General features: G+C 64.9%; 20 protein-coding genes and 1 tRNA gene. 16 read left to right on the plus strand and 5 right to left on the minus strand.

Features of this window, described 5'->3' with window-relative positions:
* The first annotated feature begins 61 nt into the window (after positions 1-61).
* Positions 62-1,042, plus strand: a complete 981-nt coding sequence (locus BRO63_RS05395) for a Bug family tripartite tricarboxylate transporter substrate binding protein (protein WP_088138748.1) — start codon at positions 62-64, stop codon at positions 1,040-1,042.
* A 98-nt stretch (positions 1,043-1,140) separates the two neighbouring features.
* Positions 1,141-2,727, plus strand: a complete 1,587-nt coding sequence (locus BRO63_RS05400) for an EAL domain-containing protein (RefSeq protein ID WP_088138749.1) — start codon at positions 1,141-1,143, stop codon at positions 2,725-2,727.
* A gap of 15 nt (positions 2,728-2,742) precedes the next feature.
* Here the strand turns inward: BRO63_RS05400 and BRO63_RS05405 are convergent, their stop codons facing one another.
* Positions 2,743-3,582 (minus strand): IclR family transcriptional regulator, encoded by an 840-nt coding sequence (locus BRO63_RS05405; protein ID WP_088138750.1) that lies wholly within the window; start codon positions 3,580-3,582, stop codon positions 2,743-2,745.
* Between the two features lie 172 nt (positions 3,583-3,754).
* Between BRO63_RS05405 and BRO63_RS05410 the strand changes: the two genes are divergently transcribed.
* The 3 genes from BRO63_RS05410 to BRO63_RS05420 are packed head-to-tail and all read left to right on the plus strand — an operon-like array spanning position 3,755 to position 6,994.
* Positions 3,755-5,407: an MFS transporter gene (locus tag BRO63_RS05410; RefSeq protein WP_088138751.1), complete on the plus strand. Its 1,653-nt coding sequence runs from the start codon at positions 3,755-3,757 to the stop codon at positions 5,405-5,407.
* Between the two features lie 15 nt (positions 5,408-5,422).
* Entirely contained in the window at positions 5,423-6,373 is a 951-nt protein-coding gene (locus BRO63_RS05415) for a carbon-nitrogen hydrolase family protein (RefSeq protein WP_088138752.1), read from the plus strand.
* A 3-nt stretch (positions 6,374-6,376) separates the two neighbouring features.
* Positions 6,377-6,994 (plus strand): flavin reductase family protein, encoded by a 618-nt coding sequence (locus tag BRO63_RS05420; RefSeq protein ID WP_042796637.1) that lies wholly within the window; start codon positions 6,377-6,379, stop codon positions 6,992-6,994.
* Between the two features lie 88 nt (positions 6,995-7,082).
* On the opposite strand, the gene BRO63_RS05425 is transcribed toward BRO63_RS05420, so the two are convergent.
* On the minus strand, positions 7,083-7,430 hold the full coding sequence (locus BRO63_RS05425) for a gamma-glutamylcyclotransferase family protein (RefSeq protein ID WP_256943244.1): 348 nt from the start codon (positions 7,428-7,430) through the stop codon (positions 7,083-7,085).
* A gap of 430 nt (positions 7,431-7,860) precedes the next feature.
* Between BRO63_RS05425 and BRO63_RS05430 the strand changes: the two genes are divergently transcribed.
* On the plus strand, positions 7,861-9,450 hold the full coding sequence (locus BRO63_RS05430; protein ID WP_306425668.1) for a methyl-accepting chemotaxis protein: 1,590 nt from the start codon (positions 7,861-7,863) through the stop codon (positions 9,448-9,450).
* Between the two features lie 112 nt (positions 9,451-9,562).
* Here the strand turns inward: BRO63_RS05430 and BRO63_RS05435 are convergent.
* Positions 9,563-9,653: transfer RNA gene (locus BRO63_RS05435), tRNA-Ser, on the minus strand.
* 284 nt (positions 9,654-9,937) lie between these two features.
* Between BRO63_RS05435 and BRO63_RS05440 the strand changes: the two genes are divergently transcribed.
* The 3 genes from BRO63_RS05440 (at position 9,938) to yaaA (ending at position 12,825) form a co-directional block, all read left to right on the plus strand.
* Entirely contained in the window at positions 9,938-11,155 is a 1,218-nt protein-coding gene (locus tag BRO63_RS05440) for a cation:proton antiporter domain-containing protein (protein WP_088138755.1), read from the plus strand.
* A 102-nt stretch (positions 11,156-11,257) separates the two neighbouring features.
* Positions 11,258-12,040, plus strand: coding sequence for a 3-hydroxybutyrate dehydrogenase (locus BRO63_RS05445; RefSeq protein ID WP_088138756.1), 783 nt, complete (start codon positions 11,258-11,260; stop codon positions 12,038-12,040).
* Between the two features lie 14 nt (positions 12,041-12,054).
* Positions 12,055-12,825 carry a peroxide stress protein YaaA gene (gene yaaA / locus BRO63_RS05450; protein ID WP_088138757.1) on the plus strand — a complete coding sequence of 257 codons (771 nt, stop codon included), beginning with the start codon at positions 12,055-12,057 and terminating at the stop codon, positions 12,823-12,825.
* A 58-nt stretch (positions 12,826-12,883) separates the two neighbouring features.
* Here yaaA and BRO63_RS05455 read toward each other — a convergent pair whose 3' ends face one another.
* Entirely contained in the window at positions 12,884-15,106 is a 2,223-nt protein-coding gene (locus tag BRO63_RS05455) for an FUSC family protein (protein WP_088138758.1), read from the minus strand.
* Between the two features lie 418 nt (positions 15,107-15,524).
* Here BRO63_RS05455 and BRO63_RS05460 point away from each other — a divergent pair, with 418 nt between their 5' ends.
* The 4 genes from BRO63_RS05460 (at position 15,525) to pssA (ending at position 19,842) form a co-directional block, all read left to right on the plus strand.
* Positions 15,525-17,294 carry an acetolactate synthase 3 catalytic subunit gene (locus BRO63_RS05460; protein WP_256942837.1) on the plus strand — a complete coding sequence of 590 codons (1,770 nt, stop codon included), beginning with the start codon at positions 15,525-15,527 and terminating at the stop codon, positions 17,292-17,294.
* 11 nt (positions 17,295-17,305) lie between these two features.
* Positions 17,306-17,797, plus strand: a complete 492-nt coding sequence (gene ilvN / locus BRO63_RS05465; protein WP_054450173.1) for an acetolactate synthase small subunit — start codon at positions 17,306-17,308, stop codon at positions 17,795-17,797.
* A gap of 76 nt (positions 17,798-17,873) precedes the next feature.
* Positions 17,874-18,890, plus strand: a complete 1,017-nt coding sequence (gene ilvC / locus BRO63_RS05470; RefSeq protein WP_013391929.1) for a ketol-acid reductoisomerase — start codon at positions 17,874-17,876, stop codon at positions 18,888-18,890.
* Positions 18,891-19,068: 178 nt separating this feature from the next.
* Entirely contained in the window at positions 19,069-19,842 is a 774-nt protein-coding gene (pssA, locus tag BRO63_RS05475) for a CDP-diacylglycerol--serine O-phosphatidyltransferase (RefSeq protein ID WP_088138760.1), read from the plus strand.
* 65 nt (positions 19,843-19,907) lie between these two features.
* On the opposite strand, the gene BRO63_RS05480 is transcribed toward pssA, so the two are convergent.
* A complete protein-coding gene (locus tag BRO63_RS05480; protein WP_088138761.1) occupies positions 19,908-20,426 on the minus strand; it encodes a hypothetical protein in 519 nt (172 codons plus the stop codon).
* Between the two features lie 312 nt (positions 20,427-20,738).
* Here BRO63_RS05480 and rpsO point away from each other — a divergent pair, with 312 nt between their 5' ends.
* The 3 genes from rpsO (at position 20,739) to BRO63_RS05495 (ending at position 24,208) form a co-directional block, all read left to right on the plus strand.
* Positions 20,739-21,008 (plus strand): 30S ribosomal protein S15, encoded by a 270-nt coding sequence (rpsO, locus tag BRO63_RS05485; RefSeq protein WP_006223612.1) that lies wholly within the window; start codon positions 20,739-20,741, stop codon positions 21,006-21,008.
* 90 nt (positions 21,009-21,098) lie between these two features.
* Entirely contained in the window at positions 21,099-23,261 is a 2,163-nt protein-coding gene (pnp, locus tag BRO63_RS05490; protein WP_088138762.1) for a polyribonucleotide nucleotidyltransferase, read from the plus strand.
* Positions 23,262-23,482: 221 nt separating this feature from the next.
* Complete coding sequence (locus tag BRO63_RS05495) at positions 23,483-24,208, plus strand: hypothetical protein (protein WP_088138763.1); 726 nt, start codon at positions 23,483-23,485, stop codon at positions 24,206-24,208.
* The last annotated feature ends 8 nt before the right edge of the window (positions 24,209-24,216 follow it).

The raw sequence follows: 24,216 nt of genomic DNA on the forward strand, positions 1-24,216 counted from the left end.
GCAGTGGCAGTGTTTCGATAATCAGTCGCCGGCCATTGGACCGGCGCGCGAGGAGACGGCAATGCAACGTAGGCAATTCATGACCGGCGCCGCGGCGCTGGGGGCTGCGCTGGTCCTGCCGGCGGCGGCGCGGGCGCAAGACCTGCCGCAGGGGCCGGTGAAGATCGTGGTGGGCTTTCCCGCCGGCGGCGGCACCGATGTGCTGGCGCGCCTGCTGGGGCAGAAGCTGGGCGTGATGTGGAACATTCCCGTCATCGTCGAAAACCGCGCCGGCGCGGCCGGCATCATCGCCGCCGAACAGGTGGCGCGCCAGCCCAACGACGGCAATACGCTGCTGATGGCGCACGTCAACAGCCACGGCATCGCGCCGGGCCTGCAGCCCAAGCTGGCCTATTCGGTGGAGCGCGACTTCACGCCCATCGCCCTGGTCGGCAAGACGCCTACCATCCTGATCGGCGGCGCCTCGCAGCCGGCCAAGACGCTGCCCGACCTGGTCGCGCTCTGCAAGGCGCAGCCGGGCAAGATCGTGTTCGGGTCAGCCGGCAGCGGCTCGGCGCAGCATCTGGCGCTGGAAATCTTCAAGGCCCGCGCCGGCATCGACGTGCTGCACGTGCCCTACAAGGGCTCGGCTCCCCTGATGAATGACCTGCTGGGCGGCCACGTGCAGTACTGCTTCGAAGGCATGACCACCGCCACGCCGCTGGTGCAGTCCGGCAAGGTGATCGCGCTGGCGCAGACCCTGCAGCAGCGCTCCAAGAGCCATCCCGGCGTGCCCACCGTGGCCGAGCAGGGCTATCCCGGCTTCGAGGCCAGCATCTGGTTCGGCATGGTCGGTCCGGGCAAGATGCCGGCCGCCATGGTCCAGCGCATGAACCAGGACATCGACCGCGTCCTGGCGATGGCGGACGTGCAGGAAAAGCTGGCGCAGGTGGGCGCGGAGGACGGCGGCGGCAGCGTCCAGCGCTTTGCCGACTTCATGAAGCAGGAGCAGCAGAAGTACGCCCAGACCATCCGCGACGCCAAGATCGTCGCTGAAGGCTGAGGCGCCGTCCGCGAGCGGAAATTGATGGAGACACTGGCCCCCCAAAAAGTGTAAAAAGATATAACCTCGCCAGCCGGCGATCCCTGGGGACGGCCTCGATGCCGCGCAAGTTTGTAATCGGCATCGCCATCGCTCTCGCTGCCGCCGCGGCGCTGCTGCCCATCGGCTTCGCGCTGCACATGTCCTGGTCCCGCGCCGTCGCGGGCGAACAGCGCTACCTGGACGACCAGGCCCAGCGCATCCTCAGGGACACCCAAGACTTGCTGGACCAGACCGTGGCCACGCTGCGCGACCTGGACGAGCTCGCCTTCGATCCCTGTTCGCCGCAGCACATCCGCCATATGCGGGCCCTGGCCCTGCGGGACCGGGCCGTGGACGACCTGGCCTATGTGGCGGGCGGAGTCGTGCAGTGCACCACCTGGGGCGTGCCCAGCTACGAAGAGCCGCTGATTCCGGCCCAGGTCGAACTGGCCAACGGCGCGCGCCTGCTGCTGGACGCGGTGCCCGTCTTGAGCCCGGGCATCAGGATGGTCGCGGTGCGGCACGGCGATTACAGCGCCCTGTTCGAACCGGGCCGGTTCACGGAAAAAACGCTCACGGACGGCGCGCAGCTCGCCGTGGTGCTGCCGGGCGTGGGCATGTTGGGCACCCGCAACGACCCCGATCTCGTACTGGTGTCGCAGGCGCTCAACGGCGGCAAGCTGGACATCGACGAAGCCTATCTCAGCGCCGTCGCGCGCAACGCGGACCTGGCCGTCGTCCTGCTGGAGCCGCAAACCGAAGCCTTGGACATGTTGCCCCGCGAACGCCTGTTCTGGCTGCCCATGGGGACGCTGGTCGCGGCCGCCATGATCGCGCTGGTGGTCTGGCTGTCGCGCCGGCGCCTGTCCATCGCGGGCGAACTGGCCGCCGCCATCAGGCGGCGGGAGTTCGTCGTCCACTACCAGCCCATCATCGACCTGCGCACCGGCCGCTGCATCGGCGCGGAGGCGCTGGTCCGTTGGATCCGGCGTTGCGGCAACACGTTGCGGCCCGACCTGTTCATCTCCATCGCCGAGGACAACGGCCTGATGCCCCGCCTCACCGAAGAGGTGTTCCGCCTGGTGATACGGGACATGGAGGACCTGCTGGGCGAGGACCGTGGGGCGCACATCTCGGTCAACCTGAGCGCCAGCGATCTCAAGGACGGCCGGGCGTTGCGCATGCTGCAGCGCAAGCTGGAAGGCACGGCCATCGATCCTGGGCAGATCTGGCTGGAAGCCACCGAGCGTGGATTCATGGACGTGGACAAGGCCTGCAGCGTCATCGAGCAAGCCCGCGCGCAAGGCCACGCCGTGGCCATTGACGACTTCGGTACCGGCTACTCCAGCCTGTCGTACCTGCAGCGCCTGCCGCTGGACTCGCTGAAGATCGACAAGTCCTTCGTCGACACCATCGGCACCGATTCCGCCACCCACAAGGTAACGGACCACATCATCGACATGGCCAAGTCGCTGAACCTGCTGACCGTGGCCGAAGGCATCGAGCGCCAGGAACAGGAAGACCACCTGAAATCGCGCGAAGTGGATTTCGGCCAGGGCTGGCTGTACGGCAAGCCCATGCCGGCGCCGGAGTTCATTGCCTACTACAAGAAAAACGTGGCCAGCACGCCGCCGCCCAGCCGGCTGCCCGACGCGCGGAGGTAAGGGCGGCAGATGCGCCTAGCGCGCCTGCGGCTCCACCCAGCCCGCCGTGGCGGAAATCGAGCGGGCTTTTTCACTGAGCAGCCGCGCGGTGTCGGATTGCAGGTCGTCGTCGATGGCGCCCACCGGCCCCATCAGGGTGATGGCCGCCTTCATCTCGCCCAGCATGTCGAAAATGGGCGCCGACAGCGACGTGAAATGCGGCAGCAGCGCGTCGCGGCAGCGGCTCAGGTGGTGTTCGAGCACTTCCTCGCGGATGGCCTGCACGTCTTTCTGCGTGTAGGACTTGCCGCCGTATCCATCGGAACCGGCCGAGGCCATTTCCTGTTCCAGCAGTTCGCGCGTGCTGGCTTCCGGCAGGTGGGCCAGGAAGTTGCGGCCCAGCGCCGAGGACAGCAGCGGCAGCACGCTGCCCACTCGTAGCTCCAGCAGGGGACGGCTGCGGGCGCCTTCGACGCGGTAGACGATGGTCGGCCCCTTGTTGCCCCATACGCCCAGGAACACGGTGTGGCCGGTGATCGCGGCCACTTCGGCCATGATGGGCCGGGCGGTGGTGAACACGTCGAATTGTTCAAGGGCCGCCAGGCCCAGCCGCAGGGCGTAGGGTCCCAGGCCGTAGTGGCCGGTATCCGCATGCTGCTGCACCACGCCCACCTTCTGGAAGCTGACCAGGTAGTAGTGGACGTTGGGCACCGTCAATTCACAGGCGTCGGCGATTTCCTTCAGAGGCAGGGGGCGGCCGGCGCGGCGAATGACGTCCAGGATCCGGAATCCCACTTCGATCGACTGGATGCCCCTGCGCGCGGCGGCGGGCGCCTGTTCCGCATTCTTTTCCATCTTGCCGGCGGGCCTTGCCATTGCTGCCTCCACTGATTTTCTGGCGCGAGTGTAGCAGCGGGGCGCGTCGCTTCCGGCCAGGAGGCGCGGCGGTCGCGCCGGGTTTTCCCTAGCTTTTTCGGGTCCTGGTTTAAGTTTGATAATAGTTAATGACTACAGCATTATCAATCTAAAGCGATTGGGGAAAGCAGGCATGGAAGCGAATGTGGCAATGCAGCGGATCGACGCCGGTCCGACGCTCAGCAGGAAAGAGGAACGCCAGGTGGTGGTGGCCTCGACCCTGGGCACCTTGTTCGAGTGGTACGACTTTTTCATCTACGGGACCTTGGCCGTCTTCATGAGCCAGGTGCTGTTCCCGCAGGACAACCCCACCGTGGCGCTGCTGGCCGCGCTGGGCGCGCTGGCGGTGGGCTTCATCATCCGGCCGCTGGGCGCGGTGATGTTCGGCTACCTGGGCGACAAGCTGGGCCGCAAGTACACCTTCCTCATCACCGTGGTGATGATGGGCGGCGCAACCGTCCTGATCGGCTGCCTGCCCACCTATGAATCGGCCGGCCACCTGTCGTGGATCCTGCTGCTGACCCTGCGCGTGGTGCAGGGCCTGGCGGTGGGAGGGGAATACGGCGGCGCGGTCATCTATGTGGCCGAACACTGCGAGCCCAAGCGCCGCGGGCTGCTGACGGGCTGGATCCAGATCACCTCGTCGGCGGGCCTGATCCTGTCGCTGATCGTGATCCTGTGCACCCAGGCGTCCATGAGCGCGGAGGATTTCCGCCAGTGGGGCTGGCGCCTGCCGTTCATCCTGTCGATCGTGATGCTGGCGATTTCGATCTACGTGCGCGCCAAGCTGCACGAGTCGCCCGTGTTCACGCGCATGAAGCAGCAGAACCGCCTGTCCAAGAACCCGGTCAAGGAGACCTTCGGACAATGGTCCAGCCTGCGGCTGGTGCTGCTGGCGCTGATCGGCGTCACCGCCGGCCAGGGCGCGACCTACTTCACTGGCCAGTTCTACGTCATGATCTTCCTGCAGCAGGCCGTGCAGCTGGACCAGACCAGCGTCTACACGCTGATCCTGATCGGCTTCATCATCGGCGCGCCGACCTTCGTGCTGTTCGGCTGGCTGTCGGACCGCATCGGCCGCAAGTGGATCATGATGGTCGGCCTGTTCGTCGCCGCCATCGGCTACCACTCCATGTTCGACGTGCTGCTCAAGGCCGGCAACCCGGCCCTGGCGCAAGCGATGCAGAGCACCCCGGTACGCGTGCATGCCGATACCAGCGGCGGCGCCTGCGACTTCGGGCTGCAGGCGGCCATGATCGGCAGCCATGCCGACCACAAGAAGGTCTGCGTGCAAGCCAAGAAATTCCTGGTGGGCAAGGGCATCAACTTCGAATACGCCGCGCCGCTGCCCGGCCAGAGCATCGCCATGAGCGTGGGCGGCACGACCGTCAACGGCTTTGACCGCGCCGCCTACACCAGCGCGTTGACGGCCGCCGGCTATCCGGAGCGCGCCGATCCCGCGCGCGTCAACCGCACTACCATCATCCTGATCCTGGTGCTGATGACGGCCGTGGTCGCCATGGTCTACGGCCCGGTGGCGTCCTATCTGGTCGAACTGTTCCCGGCCCGCATCCGTTATACGGCGCTATCCTTCCCGTACCACATCGGCGCCGGCATCTTCGGCGGCATCGTGCCCTTTACCGCCACCTACCTGGCCCAGGCTAGCGGCAATATCTTTGGCGGCCTGATGTATCCGGTCGTGGTGACCGCGGTGGTCGGCGTCATCGGCAGCCTGTTCCTGCCGAATACCCGCGCCCGCGCCATCGACGAAGACGCTGCACACTGAGAAAAAAGGAGAGACATGTCCACGCAACAGAGCTTCAAGGCTGCCGTCATCCAGGCGGCCTCCATTCCCACCGACAGCGTCGCCTGCGCCGAGAAGGCGGCATCCCTGATCCGCCAGGCGGCGGAGCAGGGCGCCCGGGTGCTGGTGTTCCCCGAGGCCTTCCTGGGCGGTTATCCCAAGGGCAACTCCTTCGGCGCGCCCATCGGCATGCGCAAGCCCGAAGGCCGCGACGCCTTCGCCAGCTATCACCGCCAGGCCATCCGGCTGGACGGCGAGGAAGTCGCGCTGGTGGCCCAGGCCGCAGCCGACACCGACAGCTTCGTGGTCATGGGCTGCATCGAGGCCGATGGCGGCACGCTGTACTGCACCGTGTTGTACTTCAACGGCCGCGAAGGGCTGGCGGGCAAGCACCGCAAGCTCATGCCCACGGCCGGCGAACGCCTGATCTGGGGCTTCGGCGACGGCTCCACCATGCCTGTCTTCGACACGCCTTACGGCAAGATCGGCGCCGTCATCTGCTGGGAAAACTACATGCCCATGCTGCGCATGTACATGTACAGCCAAGGCGTGGCGCTGTATTGCGCGCCGACCGCCGACGACCGCGATTCCTGGATACCCAGCATGCGCCATATCGCGCTGGAAGGCCGCTGCTATGTCCTCACGGCCTGCCAGCACCTGCGCCGCGACGCCTATCCCGACGATTTCGAATGCGCGCTGGGCGACGCGCCCGACACCGTGCTGATGCGCGGCGGCAGCGCCATCATCGACCCGCTGGGCGAAGTGCTGGCCGGCCCGGATTTTTCAGCCGAGACCATCCTGTACGCCGAGATCAATCCCAACCAGATCCTGCGCGGCAAGTACGACTTCGACGTCTCCGGCCATTACGCCCGCCCCGACGTGTTCCAGCTGCAGGTCGACACCCGTGAAAAGCGCGCCGTCTCGGCGCTGAATGCCGGGGAGGCTTGAATCATGCATTTTGATTTCAGCGCCTTGCCGACGCAGACGGTCTACAACGTGCTGACCTCGACCGTCACCCCGCGCCCGATCGCGTGGCTCACCACGATTTCCGGCAAAGGCGTTGTCAACGCGGCTCCCTTTAGCTTCTTCAATGTCATGGGGCCTCAGCCGCCGACGGTCGCCATCGGCCTGATGCGCCATGCCAGCGGCGAACTGAAGGATTCCGGCGCCAACATCATCGAGAACGGCGAGTTCGTGGTGAACCTGGTGCCGGAGTCGCTGGTCGCGCAGATGAACCAGACCTGCGCCGATTACCCGGCGGACGTGGACGAGTTGGCCGCGGCCGGCCTGACCGCGCTGCCGGCAACGCATGTGCGTCCCCCGCTGATCAAGGGCTCTCCCGTGTCGCTGGAATGCGTCAGCCAGGCGACCATCGTGACCGGCCCGCGCCAGCTCGTGGTGATCGGCCGGGTGCTGGGCGCGCACGTCGACGATGCCTACGTCCAGGACGCCGAACGCGGCTACATGGACACGCCGGCCATGGGGCTGATCGCGCGCATGCACGGCGGCGGCTGGTACGCGCGCAGCACGGACCTGTTCCAGTTGGCGCGGCCGACCGCGCCGTTGTAAGGCAAGGTGTGGTCGCCGGCGCTGTTTGCGGCGCCGGCACCGCTTCAGGGGAATCCGCCGGCCTGCCGGCGATTCCCCTTTTTTCTTGTCAGGCGAGGACGTACACCCACGCTTCCTTGCCCGATTTCAAGAGCACCCGCACGCGCTTGTAGTCCGAAACCTCATAGCTGTCGGCCGCGGCGAGTTCCTGTTCGGTGATGCTGAATACCTTGCCGGGGACTTCGTCCTGCGATTGGCCGGTGGGTTTGACGATGGGATGGAATTTCTGCCCGCTCTTGCGCAAGACCTCGGGATCGGTGATCTCGACCATGGACCGCTGGTAGCCCAGCATGGCGTCATCCTCGCCGTCCAGCAGGCGGCCGAAGGATTCCAGCTGGACCTTTTCCAGCTGCAGGGTTCCGTAGGAAAACAGCAGGCAATTCCGACCATCAGACACGTTCCGTCGCTCCTGTAGGTGGCGGGCTCCAGTACGTCGCCCGCGCTGGCGGAATTTTACCGGCGTGTCTGTTCTCGCCATCCCGCTTGCGTGGCGTCAAGGCCGCGAACGGCGGAGGATGCGAGATTGATGGCCGGCAGTCTGGCGTTGGTTACGCAAAGGGAAGAGCTTGCGTCAATTCGCTCTTCATTTCCCCGGATGCGAGCCAAATCCGCGCTGATAGCATTCCGCCGGTTGTCTCGATTGTCCTCGCAACAGAGGCTCGCGGCGGCATTTTCCATATACAACGGACATAATTTTTGGGGGCGGATATCCAGGGGCTTGCGGGCATCTGGCTTGCATTGGCGGGGGCGATAGTCCGGCGTCGAGGCTTCTGCCTGAGTGCGTATCCGTGCTTGCCCCGGGAGTAGCCGGGAGCAATATGAACAACATGAAGCTTGGAACCCGCCTTGCGGGTGGATTCTCCATCCTGCTGGCCATGATCATCGTCATGTGCGTGGTGGGCCTGGTCAGCCTGGCCAACATCAACGAATCAGTCGAGACCGTCACGCAGCGTTCCCTGATCAAGGAACGCCTGATCAACGATTGGGCCCGCAACATCCAGTCCGGGGTGACCCGCACCACAGCGATCGCCAAGAGCGCCGATGCGAGCCTGGCCGGCTTCTTCGCGGAAGAGGCGGCAGCCTCCACCCGGAATTCCTCGGCGCTGCAGCAGCAGATCGAGCCGCTGATCCAGAGCGATCAGGAAAAGGAGCTGTGGGAAGGCATCCGGAAATCCCGGGCGGACTACCTGCGCACCCGCGACGGCATATTCAAGGCCAAGCAGGAAGGCAATGTGCAGGCAGCGGACACCATATTCAATCGGGAATTCCTGCCGGCCACGCGCCAGTTCATCGATCAGATCACGCGTCTGTCCAGCCTGCAACGCGCGGAAATCGACGCCCGCGCGGCCGACATAGCAGGCGCTTACGGCACGGCCAATCTCTGGATGATCATCATTGGCTCCGTTGCAGTAGTCAGCGGCCTGTTGCTGGCCGTTCTGCTGACGCGCAGCATCACGCGCCCGCTGTCCGAGGCTGTGCGCGTGGCGCGCACGGTGGCCGCCAGCGACCTCACTAGCGCCATCGCCGTGACCTCGCGCGACGAGATCGGGCAGTTGATGCGGGCGCTGGAGTCCATGAACGCCAACCTGGCCGGCACCGTCGCCAGGATACGGGCGGGCGTGGACAGCATCGCGTCCGCTTCCGGCGAGATCGCCGCGGGCAACACCGACCTGTCTTCGCGGACCGAGCAGCAGGCCGCGTCCCTGGAGGAGACCGCGGCGTCCATGGAGCAGTTGTCTTCCACCGTGAAGCTGAACGCCGACCGCGCCGTGCAGGCGAACCAGCTGGCCTCGGCCGCGTCTGAAACCGCGGCGCTGGGCGGCTCCACGGTCACCGAAGTCGTCAGCACCATGAGCGCGATTTCGGCCAGTTCCGTCAAGATCGCCGACATCGTCTCCGTGATCGAGGGCATCGCCTTTCAGACCAACATCCTGGCCCTGAACGCGGCCGTGGAGGCGGCGCGGGCGGGCGAGCAGGGCAAGGGCTTCGCCGTGGTCGCCGCCGAGGTGCGCACCCTGGCGCAGCGCAGCGCCCAGGCCGCCAAGGAGATCAAGACCCTGATCGAAGACACCGTGCGGAAGATCGACCAGGGCTCCGGCAGCGCGGAGCGCGCCGGCTCGACCATGCAGGAGATCGTCAGCGCGGTGCGGCGCGTGACGGACATCATGCGCGAGATCGCCGCGGCCTCCGCTGAACAGGCCGACGGCATCGGGCACGTCAATCTGGCGGTGTCGCAGATGGACGAGGTGACCCAGCAGAACGCGGCCCTGGTGGAGGAGGCCGCCGCTGCTGCGGGGTCCATGCAGGACCAGACGGCGGAACTGACCCGGGCGGTTAGCGCGTTCAAGCTGCCGGGGGTGACCCGGGCGGGCGCCGCCATTGCTGCGCCGGCGGCCTTGCAGCTCGCGGCCTACTAGCCGGGAAGCGCGGAAAAAGCCCCTCGGAAGGGGGCTTGCGCAGAAAAAACAAAAGCCCCTCGGAAGGGGCTTTTGAGTCGCACTTTTGACTGAATCATCAGTGCAGGAATACTGGCGGAGAGGGTGGGATTCGAACCCACGGTACGGGGATACCGTACGCCTGATTTCGAGTCAGGTACATTCGACCACTCTGCCACCTCTCCTTGCTGGGTTTCGTAACGGCGGAGTTCCTGGCTGGTCTGGGTTACCCCAAGGGCCGGGTCTTCCACTAAAGACCCCTGGTCGGAAGGATCTCGTTGTCGAAGCAGCGAAGCCCGCAATTCTACAGGATTTTTTTTGTTTGTGTAAAGGGGGTAGTTGAAAGTCCCCCACAGCGGGTTTCAACTGGCTTTCAGTGGCTGCGATCTTTGCCCAGAATTCCGACATGCCCGGCGTTCCTGTCCAGGCAGTCTTCCGTCTCGGCGCTCATCCCGGAACCGCTAGTCCCATGGATCTCATCCTTATCCTTCTGCTTGCGGCCGTGCTGTGTGTGCCCCTGACCCAGCTGTTGGGCCTGGGCGCCATCCCGGGCTACCTGCTGGCTGGCGTGCTGGTGGGGCCGTCCTGCCTCAGGCTCGTCACCAATGTGGACACCATGATCAATGTGTCCCAGTGGGGTGTGGTGATGATGTTGTTCATCATCGGGCTGGAGCTTTCTCCCAAACGCCTTTGGGCCATGCGTAACGAAGTCTTCGTGCTGGGCTCCTTGCAGATGCTGGCTTGCGGACTGCTATTGGCCGTGGTGTTCGGCGCGGCGCTGCGGCATCTGGCCGGCATGGAGTGGCAGGCGGCGATCCTTTGTGGCCTGTCGCTGGCCCTGTCGTCCACCGCGGTGGCGTTGCGGCTGCTGGACGAACGCGTGCTGACGCGCACGCCGCTGGGCAGGTCGGCGCTGGGGATACTGCTGTTCCAGGACATGGCGGCGATCCCGATGCTGGTGGCGGCGGGCCTGCTGGGCTCCGACGGCACTTCGGCGCCTTCCTTCAAGGAAGCGCTGATCGCCGTGCTGGTGGTCGCGGCCGCTTACCGTCTGCGATTGCTGGGCTGGGCAGCCAAGGCGCAACTGAACGAATTGTTTACTGCCGCCGCCTTGTTGATGGTGGTGGGCGCCGCCCAATTGTTCGACTTCGCCGGCCTGTCCGCGGGCCTGGGGGGATTCCTGGTGGGTGTGCTGATGGCCGAATCGCGCTACCGGCACGATCTGGAAAAAGCGATCGACCCCTTCAAGGGCCTGTTGCTGGGCCTGTTCTTCGTGGCCATCGGCATGTCCGTGAACTTGAAGGTGGTGGCCAACCATTGGCCTTTCATTCTTGTGGGCGTGTTCGCGCTGCTGCTGGTCAAGGCCTTGATTCTGTACGGCTTTTCGCGCTTCCTGGGTCTGCCGCGCTATCACCGCCTGCTGTTCGCCCTGGCGCTGGCGCAGGGCGGCGAGTTCAGCTTCGCCATCTTCAACGAAGCCTGGGACAACCAGCTGATGAACCTGGAACAGCGCGACCTGCTATCCGTCATCGTGGCGATTTCGATGGGCGTGGTGCCGATGCTGATCAAGCTGCTGGAACGCATACCCGAGAACCGGGGCGGCATGGCCGATCTGCCGGCGGCGGAACCGGCCCAGGACGAGACGTCGAAACCTACCGCGCCGCGCGACCCGCCGCCCGCCGCTTGACCCTGCGGGTCGTACGGGCATGGCATGATTGCCGTCATGCCGGGCAGCTACACTTGACCCTTGCTTGGCCCGTCCAATGTGCCTGTCCACAGGAGAATGCTCATGCTTAAAGGAAAAGTCGCCCTTGTCACCGGTTCCACCAGCGGCATCGGCCTGGGTATCGCCACTGCCTTTGCCCAGCAAGGCGCCGATATCGTCTTGAACGGTTTCGGCGATGCCGCCGAAATCGAAAAGCTCCGCGCCAGCCTGGCCGACAAGCACGGCGTCAAGGTCATCTACGACGGCGCCGACCTGTCCAAGGGCGCCGCCGTGCGCGAGTTGGTCGAGAACACCGTGCGCCAGCTGGGCCGCATCGACATCCTGGTCAACAACGCCGGCATCCAGCACACCGCCTTGATCGAGGATTTCCCCACTGAAAAATGGGACGCGATCCTGGCCCTGAACCTGTCGGCCGTGTTCCATGGCACCGCCGCCGCCTTGCCGCACATGAAGAAGCAAGGCCACGGCCGCATCATCAACATCGCCTCGGCCCACGGCCTGGTGGCCTCGGCCAACAAGTCGGCCTACGTGGCGGCCAAGCATGGCGTGGTCGGCTTCACCAAGGTCACCGCGCTGGAGACGGCAGGGCAGGGCATCACCGCCAACGCCATCTGCCCGGGCTGGGTGCGCACCCCGCTGGTTGAAAAGCAGATCACCGCGATGGCGGAAAAGGACGGCGTCGACCAGGAAACCGCCGCGCGCGAACTGCTGAGCGAAAAGCAGCCGTCGCTGCAGTTCGTGACGCCGGAGCAACTGGGAGGCACCGCGGTGTTCCTGGCTTCGGACGCCGCCGCGCAAATCACAGGTACGTCCGTCTCGGTCGATGGCGGCTGGACGGCACGCTAAAAAGGAATTCCCGAATGCTGTTTCTGCTTTCTCCCGCCAAGAAGCTGGATTACGACTCGCCGCTGCACATCGAGACGCATACCCAGCCGCTGTTCGTGGACCAGGCCGCGGGCCTCATCAAGGTGCTGAAGACCAAGTCGGCCGAGGACATCTCCGAGCTCATGAGCCTGAGCCCGGCGCTGTCCGAGCTGAACGTGCAGCGCTATGCCCACTGGAAGCGCAGCTTCACGCAGGCCAATTCGCGCCAGGCGGTGCTGGCCTTCAACGGCGACGTCTACGAAGGGCTGGAAGCCGCCACCCTGTCGGCCAAGCAGCTGGATTGGGCGCAAGAGCACGTGGCCATCCTGAGCGGCCTGTATGGCGTGCTGCGCCCGCTGGACCTGATGCAGCCCTACCGCCTGGAAATGGGCACGCGCCTGGCCACGCCCAAGGGCAAGAACCTGTACGAGTACTGGGGGCCGGCCATCGCCGATTACCTGAACGAGCGGCAGGCCGGCCAGAAGACGCCCGTGATCGTCAACCTGGCGTCCGAGGAATACTTCAAGTCGGTCGACCTGAAGACGCTGAAGGCGCGGGTGGTGCAGTGCGTGTTCCAGGATTGGAAGAACGGCGCCTGGAAGATCATCAGCTTCCACGCCAAGCGTGCGCGCGGCCTGATGGCGCGCTACGCGATCCTGCACAAGGTGTCCAAGCCCGAAGGCCTGCAAGGCTTCGACCTGGAAGGCTACAAGTTCGACGCCTCCGCCTCGTCGCAAGACAAACTGGTCTTCCGCCGCAAGGTCTGACCCGGCCCCGGGCCTCGCGCCCGGGACTTCCCGATCCCGCCAGCTCGACCCAAGGCGGTCACGCTGCCGCCGCCACCCGCGGCGCGTGCGTGGGATCGGCCAGCGCGTGCAGTTCCTGGCGGATCATGTGCGCCGCCTTCAGCATCTGCTTGACCGGATAAACCAGCGCGGCCTGTTCGCCTTCGGTGTCGAACTGGGTCGGCAGGCCGGTCGGCGCCTGTGCCCGATTCTCGTCCAGCAGGTCCACCATGCCGGTCAGCGCGCGCTGCACGGCCTCGGGCGTGGCCGGCAGGGCGGCCAGGATGGGTATGGCAGCGGTGATCTGCGAGGCCAGGATGTGGTTCTGGATCAGCAGGTTGTTCAGCTCGGGCACGCTCACCTGGTGCGACGTGGGCTCGCTCATCATGCGGTAGAACGCCTCGGCGAAATTGCTGAACGAGATGTGCACGTTCTTGCGCGCCAGCCGCCAGGCCAGATCTGCGTCCGTCACCGCCGGGGTTTCGCCGGCGGCGGCGCCCACCGGCGCGCCGTGGGCCTGCATGGCCTCGACGTAGCGCAGGCCCGCGATCAGGTATTCGCGGTTGGCGCGCGTGGCCGCGGCCGCCAGCGGCTTCAGGTAGCGGGCCTCCCACCAGGGCAGGATGTAGCTGCAGATCAGCGCCAGCGCGCAGCCGATCAGCGTGTCGATGGCGCGTTCGCCGATCACCGCCATGGAGACGGTTCCTGGCGACACGAAGTGGAACACCAGCACCACGAACAGCGTGTTGAAGGTGGCGCTGGCCATGTAGTTCAGCTGCACCAGGCTGTTGCCCATGACGCAGGCGCCCAGCAGCGCCGCGAACAGCAGTTCCGGCCGGTCGGTCAGGTTGAACAGCAGCAGGGCCAGGATGCAGCCGATCAGCGTGCCCGTCAGGCGCCAGCTGTTGCGCTGGCGCGTCAGCGCGAAGCCCGGCTTCATGATGATGACGATCGTCAGCATGATCCAGTAGTTATGCGCGGAAAACGCCGGCGACAGCCACTGGCTGGCCAGCGTCATGGCGATGGCCGCGGCGGCCGTCACGCGCAGCGCGTAGCGGAAGTGCGGCGAATCCAGGCGCAGGTTGCTGGTCAAGAGCCCCACGCGGAATTCCTGGCGTGAAATGAAGCGCGTGAGCGACTTGTTGATGCGCAGCACGTCGGTCGGCTTGGCGTCGGGCGAGGCGGCGGTGTGGTCGGCCAGGCGGTCGACGATGCGCGCCGAATTGCGCAGCCGGCGCAGCACCTGGACGATCAGCGCCAGCATCTCCGGCTCGCGCTCGCCCAGGCCCTGCTGCTTGAGCTGTTCGATCTCGTATTCGATGGCGCGCAGCTCGGCCTTGGCGCTGCTGCGGTACTGCACCTTGCGTCCGCGCGACACGTCCAGCGCGATGCGGTTGAGCTCCAGCGACATCTTCACCAGCGCGTCGCGCATGAACATCAGGCAGTCGCTGCCCGCCAGCGCGCGGCGCAGCGCGGGGTAGTCGGTGTGCGTGGCCACCAGCGTGTCCAGCAGCTGCAGCATGTCCACGAACATGTTCCAGATCATCACGCGCTGGCGGTCGCCCAGACCCTTGCCGCGGGGCAGGGCGCGCAGCACCATGTCGCGCGCCGCCTGGTGCTTTTCGGTCATGACGGACTGGCGCTGGATCAGCTCGCGATAGGCGTCGTCCAGGTCGGCGGTTTCATCGTAGAAGGTGGCGCGCGCCGCGACATAGTCGGCCGTGGCGAACAGCGCCACCGACATGGCCTGCTGTTCCTCGCGCAGCCAGAACAGGCGCGAGAATCCCAGGCTGAACACGACATAGAACAGCGCCCCGCCCAGCGTGGCCGCGGCGTGCGCCAGCACCTCGTGCGGCGCCAGCGGCGAATGCATGGTCAGGGTCATCAGCAAGAGCCCGGCAAAGCCGATCAGCCCGCCGCGCTTGCCGAACACCGTGAACATCGAATAGACGAAGCACTGCGCGATGACCGCCAGCCAGATCAGCACGGGATGCGAGGATGCGAAGCCGGTGATGATGACCGTCAGCGTACCCAGCGCGGCGCCGCCCAGCATCTCGTTGGTGCGGTGGCGCTGCGGCCCGCCCGGCTGGTCGATGATGGCCAGGCATTGCGCCCCGAACGTTGCGACCAGACCCGTGGTGTAGTTGCCGAACAGGCCGCCCAGCACAAGCACGGGCAACAGCATCCCCACCCCCTGCCGCACCCCTCCGAAGAAGTAGTGGCTGTAGAGGAAGCGGCGGATGCTGGCAATGCGCAAATCCATGAGGCGGCGGCTCGGTTTCGGATGACGAAACAAGTATAGAGAGACTGTCCAAATTTTTGGGGTCGGATAGTTACCGAACCTTCCAAGCAACGGTCGTAGAAAGGCCGATTTGCTACCTTTGACGCAACGCGGTAAATTGCTCCACTTGCATCGGTCTGCCTATCCGAAACCGGTGCGTTGAGGCGGATTGCCAGGGTCACCTCCCAGCCATCCCGCAGCAGTTACACCTGCCGTTGGCCGCGCCACAAGCGTGTGTTGCCAAGGCTTCCATTTCGACCTCCAGCGTCCCCCAGGGGCGTTTGCACTGCGTTCTGTCGAGCGTGTGCCGGGTCGGCAAGGTGTCCGGGTGGCGTGGCTCCGTGAGCCGCAAAGCGCCGGATCATGTTGTCGGGACCGGTATGGGTTCAGTTGCCGCCGTATCCGGGCGAGCAGCAGTCAGGGTTGCAGGGCCGGTACTGAAAGGAATGACAACATGGAACTGAATGGCGCCGATATCGTCGTGCGCTGCCTGGCCGATGAAGGCGTGGAACACGTTTTCGGCTACCCCGGCGGCGCGGTGCTTTACATCTACGACGCGATTTTCAAGCAAGACAAATTCCAGCATATCCTGGTTCGTCACGAGCAGGCCGCCGTGCACGCCGCCGATGCCTATTCGCGCTCGTCGCAAAAGGTCGGCGTCTGCCTCGTGACCAGCGGACCGGGCGTGACCAATGCCGTCACCGGCATCGCCACCGCCTACATGGATTCCATCCCCATGGTCATCATCAGCGGGCAGGTGCCCACTGCGGCCATCGGCGAGGACGCCTTCCAGGAATGCGACACCGTCGGCATCACGCGTCCCTGCGTCAAGCACAATTTCCTTGTGCGCGACGTCAAGGACCTGGCCGAAACCATGCGCCGCGCGTTCTACATCGCGCGCACCGGCCGTCCCGGTCCGGTGCTGGTGGATATCCCCAAGGACATCACCATTGCGCAGTGCAAGTACACGCCGCCCAAGGGCGAGATCTCGATGCGTTCCTACGCGCCCGTCAACAAGGGCCACCAGGGGCAGATCAAGAAAGCCGTGCAGATGCTGCTGGCCGCCGAGCGGCCGATGATCTACACGGGCGGCGGGGTGATCCTGTCGAACGCCGCGCCCGAGCTGAACAAGCTCGTGTCGCAGCTGGGCGCGCCCTGCACCAGCACCCTGATGGGCCTGGGCGGCTACCCGGCCAGTAGCGGCCAGTTCGTCGGCATGCCCGGCATGCACGGCACGTACGAGGCCAATATGGCGATGCAGCACTGCGACGTGCTGCTGGCCATCGGCGCCCGTTTCGATGACCGCGTGATCGGCAACCCCAAGCACTTCGCCCAGAACGCGCGCAAGATCATCCATATCGATATCGATCCCTCGTCGATCTCCAAGCGCGTGCGCGTGGACGTCCCGATCGTCGGTAACGTCAAGGACGTCCTGGCCGATCTCAGCGCGCAGTACGAGATCGCCGCGGCCGAGCACAAGCCCGCCCCGATCACCAAGTGGTGGGAGCAGGTCGAGTCCTGGCGCGGCAAGGAATGCCTGAAGTTCGCCAACTCGGACGAGGTCATCAAGCCGCAATACGTGGTGGAAAAGCTCTGGGAAGTGACTGGCGGCGACGCCTTCGTGACTTCCGACGTGGGCCAGCACCAGATGTGGGCCGCGCAGTACTACAAGTTCGACAAGCCGCGCCGCTGGATCAACTCCGGCGGCCTGGGCACCATGGGCGTGGGCCTGCCGTACGCCATGGGCGTGCAGATGGCCAATCCTGGGCACGACGTCGCCGTCATCACCGGCGAAGGGTCGATCCAGATGAACATCCAGGAACTGTCGACCTGCCACCAGTACCGCCTGACGCCGAAGATCATCTGCCTGAACAACCGCTTCCTGGGCATGGTCCGGCAGTGGCAGCAGATCGACTACGGTTCGCGCTACTCCGAGTCCTACATGGATTCGCTGCCCGATTTCGTCAAGGTGGCCGAGGCCTATGGCCACGTGGGTCTGCGCATCGAGCGCCCGGCGGACGTCGAGCCGGCGCTGCGCGAAGCGTTCAAGAAGCACAAGGATCGCCTGGTCTTCCTGGACTTCATCACCGACCGCACCGAAAACGTGTGGCCGATGGTCAAGGCCGGCCGCGGGCTGACCGAAATGCTGCTCGGCTCTGAAGACCTGTAAGGAGGCCACCCATGAAGCACGTGATTTCCGTCCTCCTCGAAAACGAACCCGGCGCGCTGTCGCGCGTGGTGGGCCTGTTTTCCGCGCGGGGCTACAACATCGAGACCCTGACCGTGGCGCCCACCGAGGACTCCACGCTGTCGCGCATGACCATCGTGACCACCGGCTCCGATGAAATCATCGAGCAGATCACCAAGCACCTGAACCGCCTGGTGGACGTGGTCAAGGTCGTCGACCTGACCGAAGGCGCCCACATCGAGCGCGAGCTGATGCTCGTGAAGGTGCGCGCGGTCGGCAAGGAGCGCGAGGAAATGAAGCGCATGGCGGATATCTTCCGCGGCCGCATCATCGACGTGACCGACAAGTCCTACACCATCGAATTGACGGGGGTGCAGGAAAAAGTACAGGCCTTCCTGGAGGCCCTGGACCGCAGTGCAATCCTTGAAACCGTGCGCACCGGCGTGTCCGGCATCGGACGCGGTGAACGGATTTTGAAGATTTGACCGGCCTTCCAGGCCAAGCCGCACCCTACATCTGAATTAAACAAATATCCAAAATACTGGAATCTGGAGCACAACCATGAAAGTTTTCTACGACAAAGACTGCGATCTCTCCCTGGTCAAGGGCAAGACTGTTGCCATCATCGGCTACGGCTCGCAAGGCCACGCGCACGCGCAGAACCTGCATGAATCCGGCGTGAAGGTCGTGGTCGGCCTGCGCAAGGGCGGCGCCTCGTGGAACAAGGCCGCCAACGCCGGCCTGGAAGTCAAGGAAGTCGCCGACGCCGTCAAGTCCGCCGACATCGTCATGATGTTGCTGCCCGACGAGAACATCGCCTCGGTCTACAACAAGGAAGTGCACGCCAACATCAAGCCCGGCGCCGCCCTGGCGTTCGCCCACGGCTTCAACGTGCACTACGGCCAAGTCGTGCCGCGCGAAGACATCGACGTCATCATGATCGCCCCGAAGGCTCCGGGCCACACCGTGCGCAACACGTACAAGCAAGGCGGCGGCGTGCCCCACCTGGTGGCCGTGTACCAGGACAAGTCGGGCGCCGCGCGTGACGTGGCCCTGTCGTACGCCAGCGCCAACGGCGGCGGCCGTGCCGGCATCATCGAAACCAACTTCCGCGAAGAAACCGAAACCGACCTGTTCGGCGAACAGGCCGTGCTGTGCGGCGGTACCGTCGAACTGATCAAGGCTGGTTTCGACACGCTGGTGGAAGCCGGCTACGCGCCCGAAATGGCGTACTTCGAGTGCCTGCACGAGCTGAAGCTGATCGTCGACCTGATCTATGAAGGCGGCATCGCCAACATGAACTACTCGATCTCGAACAACGCCGAGTTCGGCGAGTACGAAACGGGTCCGAAGATCGTCACCGACGAAACCCGCAAGGCCATGCGCCAGTGCCTGACGGACATCCAGACCGGCGAATACGCCAAGAAGTTCATCCTGGAAAACACCGCCGGCGCCCCGACGCTGACCTCGCGCCGCCGCATCAACGCGGAATCGCAGATCGAGCAAGTGGGCGGCAAGCTGCGCGCCATGATGCCCTGGATCGCCGCCAACAAGCTGGTGGACAAGTCCAAGAACTGATCCATGCCACTGCGCGGGGCCTGCCCCGCGCAATCAGGGTCGAAGCGGCATGCCTGCGAGGGCATGCCGCTTTTTTTTGCAGGCTTCCCGTCGATTGCTCAGGCACGCGGCTTGCTCCGCCCCGCAAGCGGGGCCAGATGGGTTAACCTTTCAATGTTCGTTGTAAGTTATTGAGACCATGCCCAATTTTTCCATGCGCGATTCCGAGAACCGCCACCGCGGCATTTACCTGCTGCCCAACGCGTTCACCACCGCGGCACTGTTCGCGGGGTTCTACGCCGTCGTGCAGGCCATGAACGACCGCTTCGAAGTGGCCGCCATCGCCATTTTCGCGGCCATGGTGCTGGACGGCATGGACGGCCGGGTCGCCCGCCTGACCAACACCCAGTCCGCCTTCGGCGAGCAGTACGACTCCCTGTCCGACATGACCTCCTTCGGCGTCGCGCCCGCGCTGGTCATGTACGAATGGATCCTGAACGACCTCGGCCGCTGGGGCTGGCTGGCCGCATTCGTCTATGTGGCGGGGGCCGCGCTCCGCCTGGCCCGCTTCAATACCAATATTGCCGTGGTGGACAAGCGCTTCTTCCAAGGCTTGCCCAGCCCGGCAGCGGGTGCGCTGGTGGCGGGCTTCGTCTGGCTGGCGGTGGACAACAAGCTGCCGATCCATGACAGCCTGATGGCCTGGGCGGCGTTCGGGCTGACCATGTACGCGGGCATCTCCATGGTATCGAACGCGCCGTTCTTCAGCGGCAAGAGCTTTGCCCTGGGCCGCAGCGTGCCGTTCTGGGGCATCCTGCTGGTGGTGGCCGTGTTCGTGTTCGTGTCCAGCGATCCTCCGGTCGTGCTGTTCGGCCTGTTCGTGCTGTACGGCCTGTCGGGCTGGATCATGTGGGCCTGGCGCTGGAACCGCGCGCGCCGCCTGACGCAGGAACGCCGCAACCAATCTTCGTGATTGGCGGCAGCCCTGAAAGACAAGACCCGCCATCAGGCGGGTCTTGTCTTTCAGGGGGCGGGAAATCAGCGCCACATGAACCGGTCGTCGTCGTACATGGGGTCCGGGCCCGGATGGAAGTGCGTCAGCCTGTTGCCGTCGCGGCTCATGTACACGTACATCAGCGAGTTCCAGACGCCGTTTTCCTTGTAACGGTACGACCAGACCACCTCGCGTTTCTCGCCCAGGCCGGCTTCCTCGATCTTGGCGGGCGGCCCGAACTCGCAGCGCACGCGGTCGGGACCCCATTCGCCTTCGCTCAGCACCTTGAAATGCGCATCCGTCAGCAGCGGCACTACCTGACCGACGCGGCCGTCGGCGCCGACATTGGTGCCCCAGGCGTACTGGCCCATGGGCTGCTGGGTCCAGATCACGCGCCGTCCGCCATTGGCCTGCGGGCATTCGAAGTTGGGCCGGCCGAACTGGGCCTGCACATCGGCGTAGGGCGTGCCGGGCGGAATCTGGGCCATGTTGGCGCATGCCGCCAGACCGGCCAATGCGGCGGCGGCGAACGCGAGGCGGGCGCTTCTGTAATATCTAGACATGATTCTCTCCTGACGTCGGATTGCGGCCCCGCAGCGGGGCGGGCACCCGTCACTGGGGTAATTCTATCGAATCGGCTATAATCATCGAGCTTTATCAAGTGTATTGATTTTGCAACATCCTTTGCGTAGGCCGCAGAGCTGGTCCAGGTGCCAGGCCCCGGTGTCGAAACACCGCGTCCACACCAAGTTCCGGGCTTCTGTTTGAGTCATCAATGGCAGCAGTGAGAAAGCGAATTCCGCCAGGTCCGCGCAAAAATTTTCCAAACCACGTCAGGGCGCCTCGGCCCTGTCGCATGTCCGAAGAGGTCATAAATGTCTGTAGCTGACATCAAGAAATCCGATATCGTCGCGCAATTCCAACGCGCTCAAGGCGATACCGGCTCCCCCGAAGTTCAGGTGGCTCTGCTCACCGCCCGCATCAACGAACTGACCGGTCACTTCAAAGAACACATGAAGGACCATCACTCGCGCCGCGGTCTGCTCCGTATGGTCAGCCGTCGCCGCAAGCTGCTCGACTATCTCAAGGGCCGCAATCCCGATTCGTACCGCGCACTGATCGAAAAACTCGGTCTGCGCAAGTGATCGACGGGGCTGGCTCCCCATGACGCAACCGTGGTCGGTGCGACGTATGTCGCGACGGCCACGGTTTTTCATTTGTAAGGAATAATCGTCATGTTCAACAAAGTGACAAAATCGTTCCAGTACGGCCAGCACACGGTCGTCCTGGAAACTGGCGAGATCGCTCGCCAGGCCTCCGGCGCCGTTGTGGTGTCGGTCGAGGACACCGTCGTCCTCGCCACTGTCGTGGCTTCCAAGAAGGCCAAGCCGGGTCAGACGTTTTTCCCGCTGACCGTTGACTACATCGAGAAGACCTACGCCGCCGGCCGTATCCCGGGTGGGTTCTTCAAGCGCGAAGGCAAGCCCTCCGAGAAGGAAACGCTGACCTCGCGCCTGATCGACCGTCCCCTGCGTCCGCTGTTCCCCGAAGACTTCTACAACGAAGTCCAGGTGGTCATCCACACGCTGTCGGTCAATCCCGAAATCGATCCCGACATCCCCGCCATGATCGGCGCCTCGGCCGCGCTGGCCATTTCCGGCATCCCGTTCAACGGCCCGATCGGCGCCGCGCGCGTGGGCTACATCGATGGCCAGTACGCGCTCAACCCGACCGCCTCGCAACTGAAGTCGTCCAAGCTGGACCTGGTTGTCGCCGGCACCGAAAACGCCGTGCTGATGGTGGAATCGGAAGCCGACCAGCTGTCCGAAGAAATCATGCTGGGCGGCGTGGTCTACGGCCACCAGCAAATGCAGGCCGTCATCAACGCCATCCACGAACTGGTGAAGGACGCTGGCAAGCCCGATTGGGACTGGCAAGCGCCCGCCAAGGACGAGGCCCTGATCGCCGCCGTGACCTCGGCTGCCCAGGAAGGCCTGAACGCCGCCTACCAGATCCGCGAAAAGCAGGCCCGCACGACCAAGCTGCGCGAAGTGTCGGCCGACGTGTCGGCCAAGCTGGCCGCCGCCGCCGCCGAAAAGGGCGAAGCGCTGCCGGACGCCGTGACCGTCGACAACATCATGTTCTCGCTGGAATCCGCCATCGTGCGCGGCCAGATCCTGAACGGCGAACCGCGTATCGACGGCCGCGACACCCGCACCGTGCGCCCCATCAGCGTGCGTCTGGGCGTGCTGCCCCGCGCACACGGCAGCGCGCTGTTCACCCGTGGTGAAACGCAAGCGCTGGTCGTGGCCACGCTGGGCACCAAGCAAGACGAACAGATCATTGACGCGCTCATGGGCGAGTACCGCGACCGCTTCATGATGCACTACAACATGCCTCCGTTCGCCACCGGCGAAACGGGCCGCATCGGCGTGCCCAAGCGCCGCGAAATCGGCCACGGCCGCCTCGCCAAGCGCTCGCTGATCCCGCTGCTGCCGGCGCCTGAAGACTTCCAGTACACCATCCGCATCGTGTCGGAAATCACCGAGTCCAACGGCTCGTCGTCGATGGCTTCGGTCTGCGGCGGCTCGCTGGCCATGATGGACGCCGGCGTGCCGGTCAAGGATCACGTGGCCGGCGTGGCCATGGGCCTGATCCTGGACGGCGGCAAGTTCGCCGTGCTGACGGACATCCTGGGCGACGAAGATCACTTGGGCGATATGGACTTCAAGGTCGCGGGCACCGAAAACGGCGTCACCGCACTGCAGATGGACATCAAGATCCAGGGCATCACCAAGGAAATCATGCAAGTGGCGCTGGCTCAGGCCCGCGAAGGCCGCCTGCACATCCTGGGCAAGATGAAGGAAGCGCTGGACGGTTCGCGCGGCGAGCTGTCGGCTTTCGCTCCGCGCATGCTGACCATCAAGATCAATCCCGAGAAGATCCGCGACGTGATCGGCAAGGGCGGCGCCACCATCCGCGCGCTGACCGAAGAAACCGGCACGCAGATCGACATCTCCGACGACGGCACGATCGTGATCGCCAGCGTCGACGAAGCGCAGGCCAAGGAAGCCCAGCGCCGCATCGTCGAACTGACCGCCGACGTCGAAGTGGGCCAGATCTACGAAGGCGCGGTGCTGCGCCTGCTGGATTTCGGCGCCATCGTGCAAGTGCTGCCGGGCCGCGACGGCCTGCTGCACATCTCGGAAATCGCCAACTACCGCATCGCCAACATCAACGATGTGCTGAAGGTCGGCCAGCAAGTCCGCGTCAAGGTCATCGAGGCCGACGACAAGGGCCGCCTGCGCCTGTCCATCAAGGCCATCGGCGGCATCGAGCAGCAGCAAGCCGCTGCGGCCCCCGAAGCCGCCCCGCAATCGGAACCGCAAGCTGAATAAGCCTGCTTGACCGGTTGCATGAGACGGCGCCTTCGGGCGCCGTTTTCATGGGCCGGCGCCGCGCCTCGGGGCCGGCTGGATTCATCTTCTTGCTTCTTCAGGCCCCGGACATCTCCCAACTGCGCCTAGCTTCCTGTAAAGTCTTGCGCGTGAGCATGGCCCCCCGACCTCGGAGGATGGCATATGCGACGTGGCGGACAGGGGGAACGGATGGGCAAGGCATGACGGCGTGGGCCAGATCCGCCAGTGCCGCGGCGCTGCTTGCGGCGCTGCTGACCGGCTGCACCAGCAGCCCTGCGCCGGGTAAGGGCAGTCCCAAGAGCGAAGACATGTCCGCCGACCAGTTCGGCCAAACGGACTTCAACCGCACCGTCACGCTGGAGGTGCGCGACAACCTGGCCAGCCTGTACGTCCTGCTGGACAAGCTCTACCGCCGCAATCCGCGCGAATGGCGCAAGTCGGGCGCGCCCGACCTGGCCAAGGCGGTCTCGCTGGTCAAGCATTCCATCGAGGTCCGCATCCCGCCCAAGGACCTGGCGGGCCTGCGCGACATCCAGATCCTGGCCGTGTCCCTGGACCCCAACTATTCGGGCGACCGGGTCGGCGCCTTCATCTACGGCCTGGCCGACACCATCATCGCGGCCCACAACGGCAAGACCCGCCTGTACGCCACCGACGCGCTGGACGGGCAGCGGGTCTACAATGCCGCACGGAACGTCGAGGCAGCCGCCTGGCTGCTGGCGTCGCGCCGCAATGCCCAGGGCGAACCCTTGCTGCTGGCCAACGAAATGTCCCAGAACGCCACCAACCTCAGCTTTGAACGCGAATTCGGCGCCATCATTGGCCGCCTGGACCTGATCGCCAATCTGCTCGGCGAGAACGCGCGGCGTATCGGGATCAACTACGCGCAAGGTTTGCTGCTGTTCAATTTCCTGCCAGTGCGCTAACAGGATTT

The sequence above is a fragment of the Achromobacter xylosoxidans genome, from assembly GCF_002192695.1.
GTDB lineage: Bacteria > Pseudomonadota > Gammaproteobacteria > Burkholderiales > Burkholderiaceae_B > Achromobacter > Achromobacter xylosoxidans_C.

What these genes read in the sequence shown, in the direction of transcription:
- BRO63_RS05480 (WP_088138761.1), bottom strand. Translation starts at nt 20,426, where the DNA reads ATGTCTAGATATTACAGAAGCGCCCGCCTCGCGTTCGCCGCCGCCGCA.
- BRO63_RS05395 (WP_088138748.1), top strand. Translation starts at nt 62, where the DNA reads ATGCAACGTAGGCAATTCATGACCGGCGCCGCGGCGCTGGGGGCTGCG.
- BRO63_RS05400 (WP_088138749.1), top strand. Translation starts at nt 1,141, where the DNA reads ATGCCGCGCAAGTTTGTAATCGGCATCGCCATCGCTCTCGCTGCCGCC.
- BRO63_RS05455 (WP_088138758.1), bottom strand. Translation starts at nt 15,106, where the DNA reads ATGGATTTGCGCATTGCCAGCATCCGCCGCTTCCTCTACAGCCACTAC.
- BRO63_RS05415 (WP_088138752.1), top strand. Translation starts at nt 5,423, where the DNA reads ATGTCCACGCAACAGAGCTTCAAGGCTGCCGTCATCCAGGCGGCCTCC.
- BRO63_RS05410 (WP_088138751.1), top strand. Translation starts at nt 3,755, where the DNA reads ATGGAAGCGAATGTGGCAATGCAGCGGATCGACGCCGGTCCGACGCTC.
- pssA (WP_088138760.1), top strand. Translation starts at nt 19,069, where the DNA reads ATGCCCAATTTTTCCATGCGCGATTCCGAGAACCGCCACCGCGGCATT.
- BRO63_RS05440 (WP_088138755.1), top strand. Translation starts at nt 9,938, where the DNA reads ATGGATCTCATCCTTATCCTTCTGCTTGCGGCCGTGCTGTGTGTGCCC.
- BRO63_RS05495 (WP_088138763.1), top strand. Translation starts at nt 23,483, where the DNA reads ATGACGGCGTGGGCCAGATCCGCCAGTGCCGCGGCGCTGCTTGCGGCG.
- BRO63_RS05405 (WP_088138750.1), bottom strand. Translation starts at nt 3,582, where the DNA reads ATGGCAAGGCCCGCCGGCAAGATGGAAAAGAATGCGGAACAGGCGCCC.
- BRO63_RS05420 (WP_042796637.1), top strand. Translation starts at nt 6,377, where the DNA reads ATGCATTTTGATTTCAGCGCCTTGCCGACGCAGACGGTCTACAACGTG.
- ilvC (WP_013391929.1), top strand. Translation starts at nt 17,874, where the DNA reads ATGAAAGTTTTCTACGACAAAGACTGCGATCTCTCCCTGGTCAAGGGC.
- rpsO (WP_006223612.1), top strand. Translation starts at nt 20,739, where the DNA reads ATGTCTGTAGCTGACATCAAGAAATCCGATATCGTCGCGCAATTCCAA.
- pnp (WP_088138762.1), top strand. Translation starts at nt 21,099, where the DNA reads ATGTTCAACAAAGTGACAAAATCGTTCCAGTACGGCCAGCACACGGTC.
- yaaA (WP_088138757.1), top strand. Translation starts at nt 12,055, where the DNA reads ATGCTGTTTCTGCTTTCTCCCGCCAAGAAGCTGGATTACGACTCGCCG.
- ilvN (WP_054450173.1), top strand. Translation starts at nt 17,306, where the DNA reads ATGAAGCACGTGATTTCCGTCCTCCTCGAAAACGAACCCGGCGCGCTG.
- BRO63_RS05430 (WP_306425668.1), top strand. Translation starts at nt 7,861, where the DNA reads ATGAAGCTTGGAACCCGCCTTGCGGGTGGATTCTCCATCCTGCTGGCC.
- BRO63_RS05445 (WP_088138756.1), top strand. Translation starts at nt 11,258, where the DNA reads ATGCTTAAAGGAAAAGTCGCCCTTGTCACCGGTTCCACCAGCGGCATC.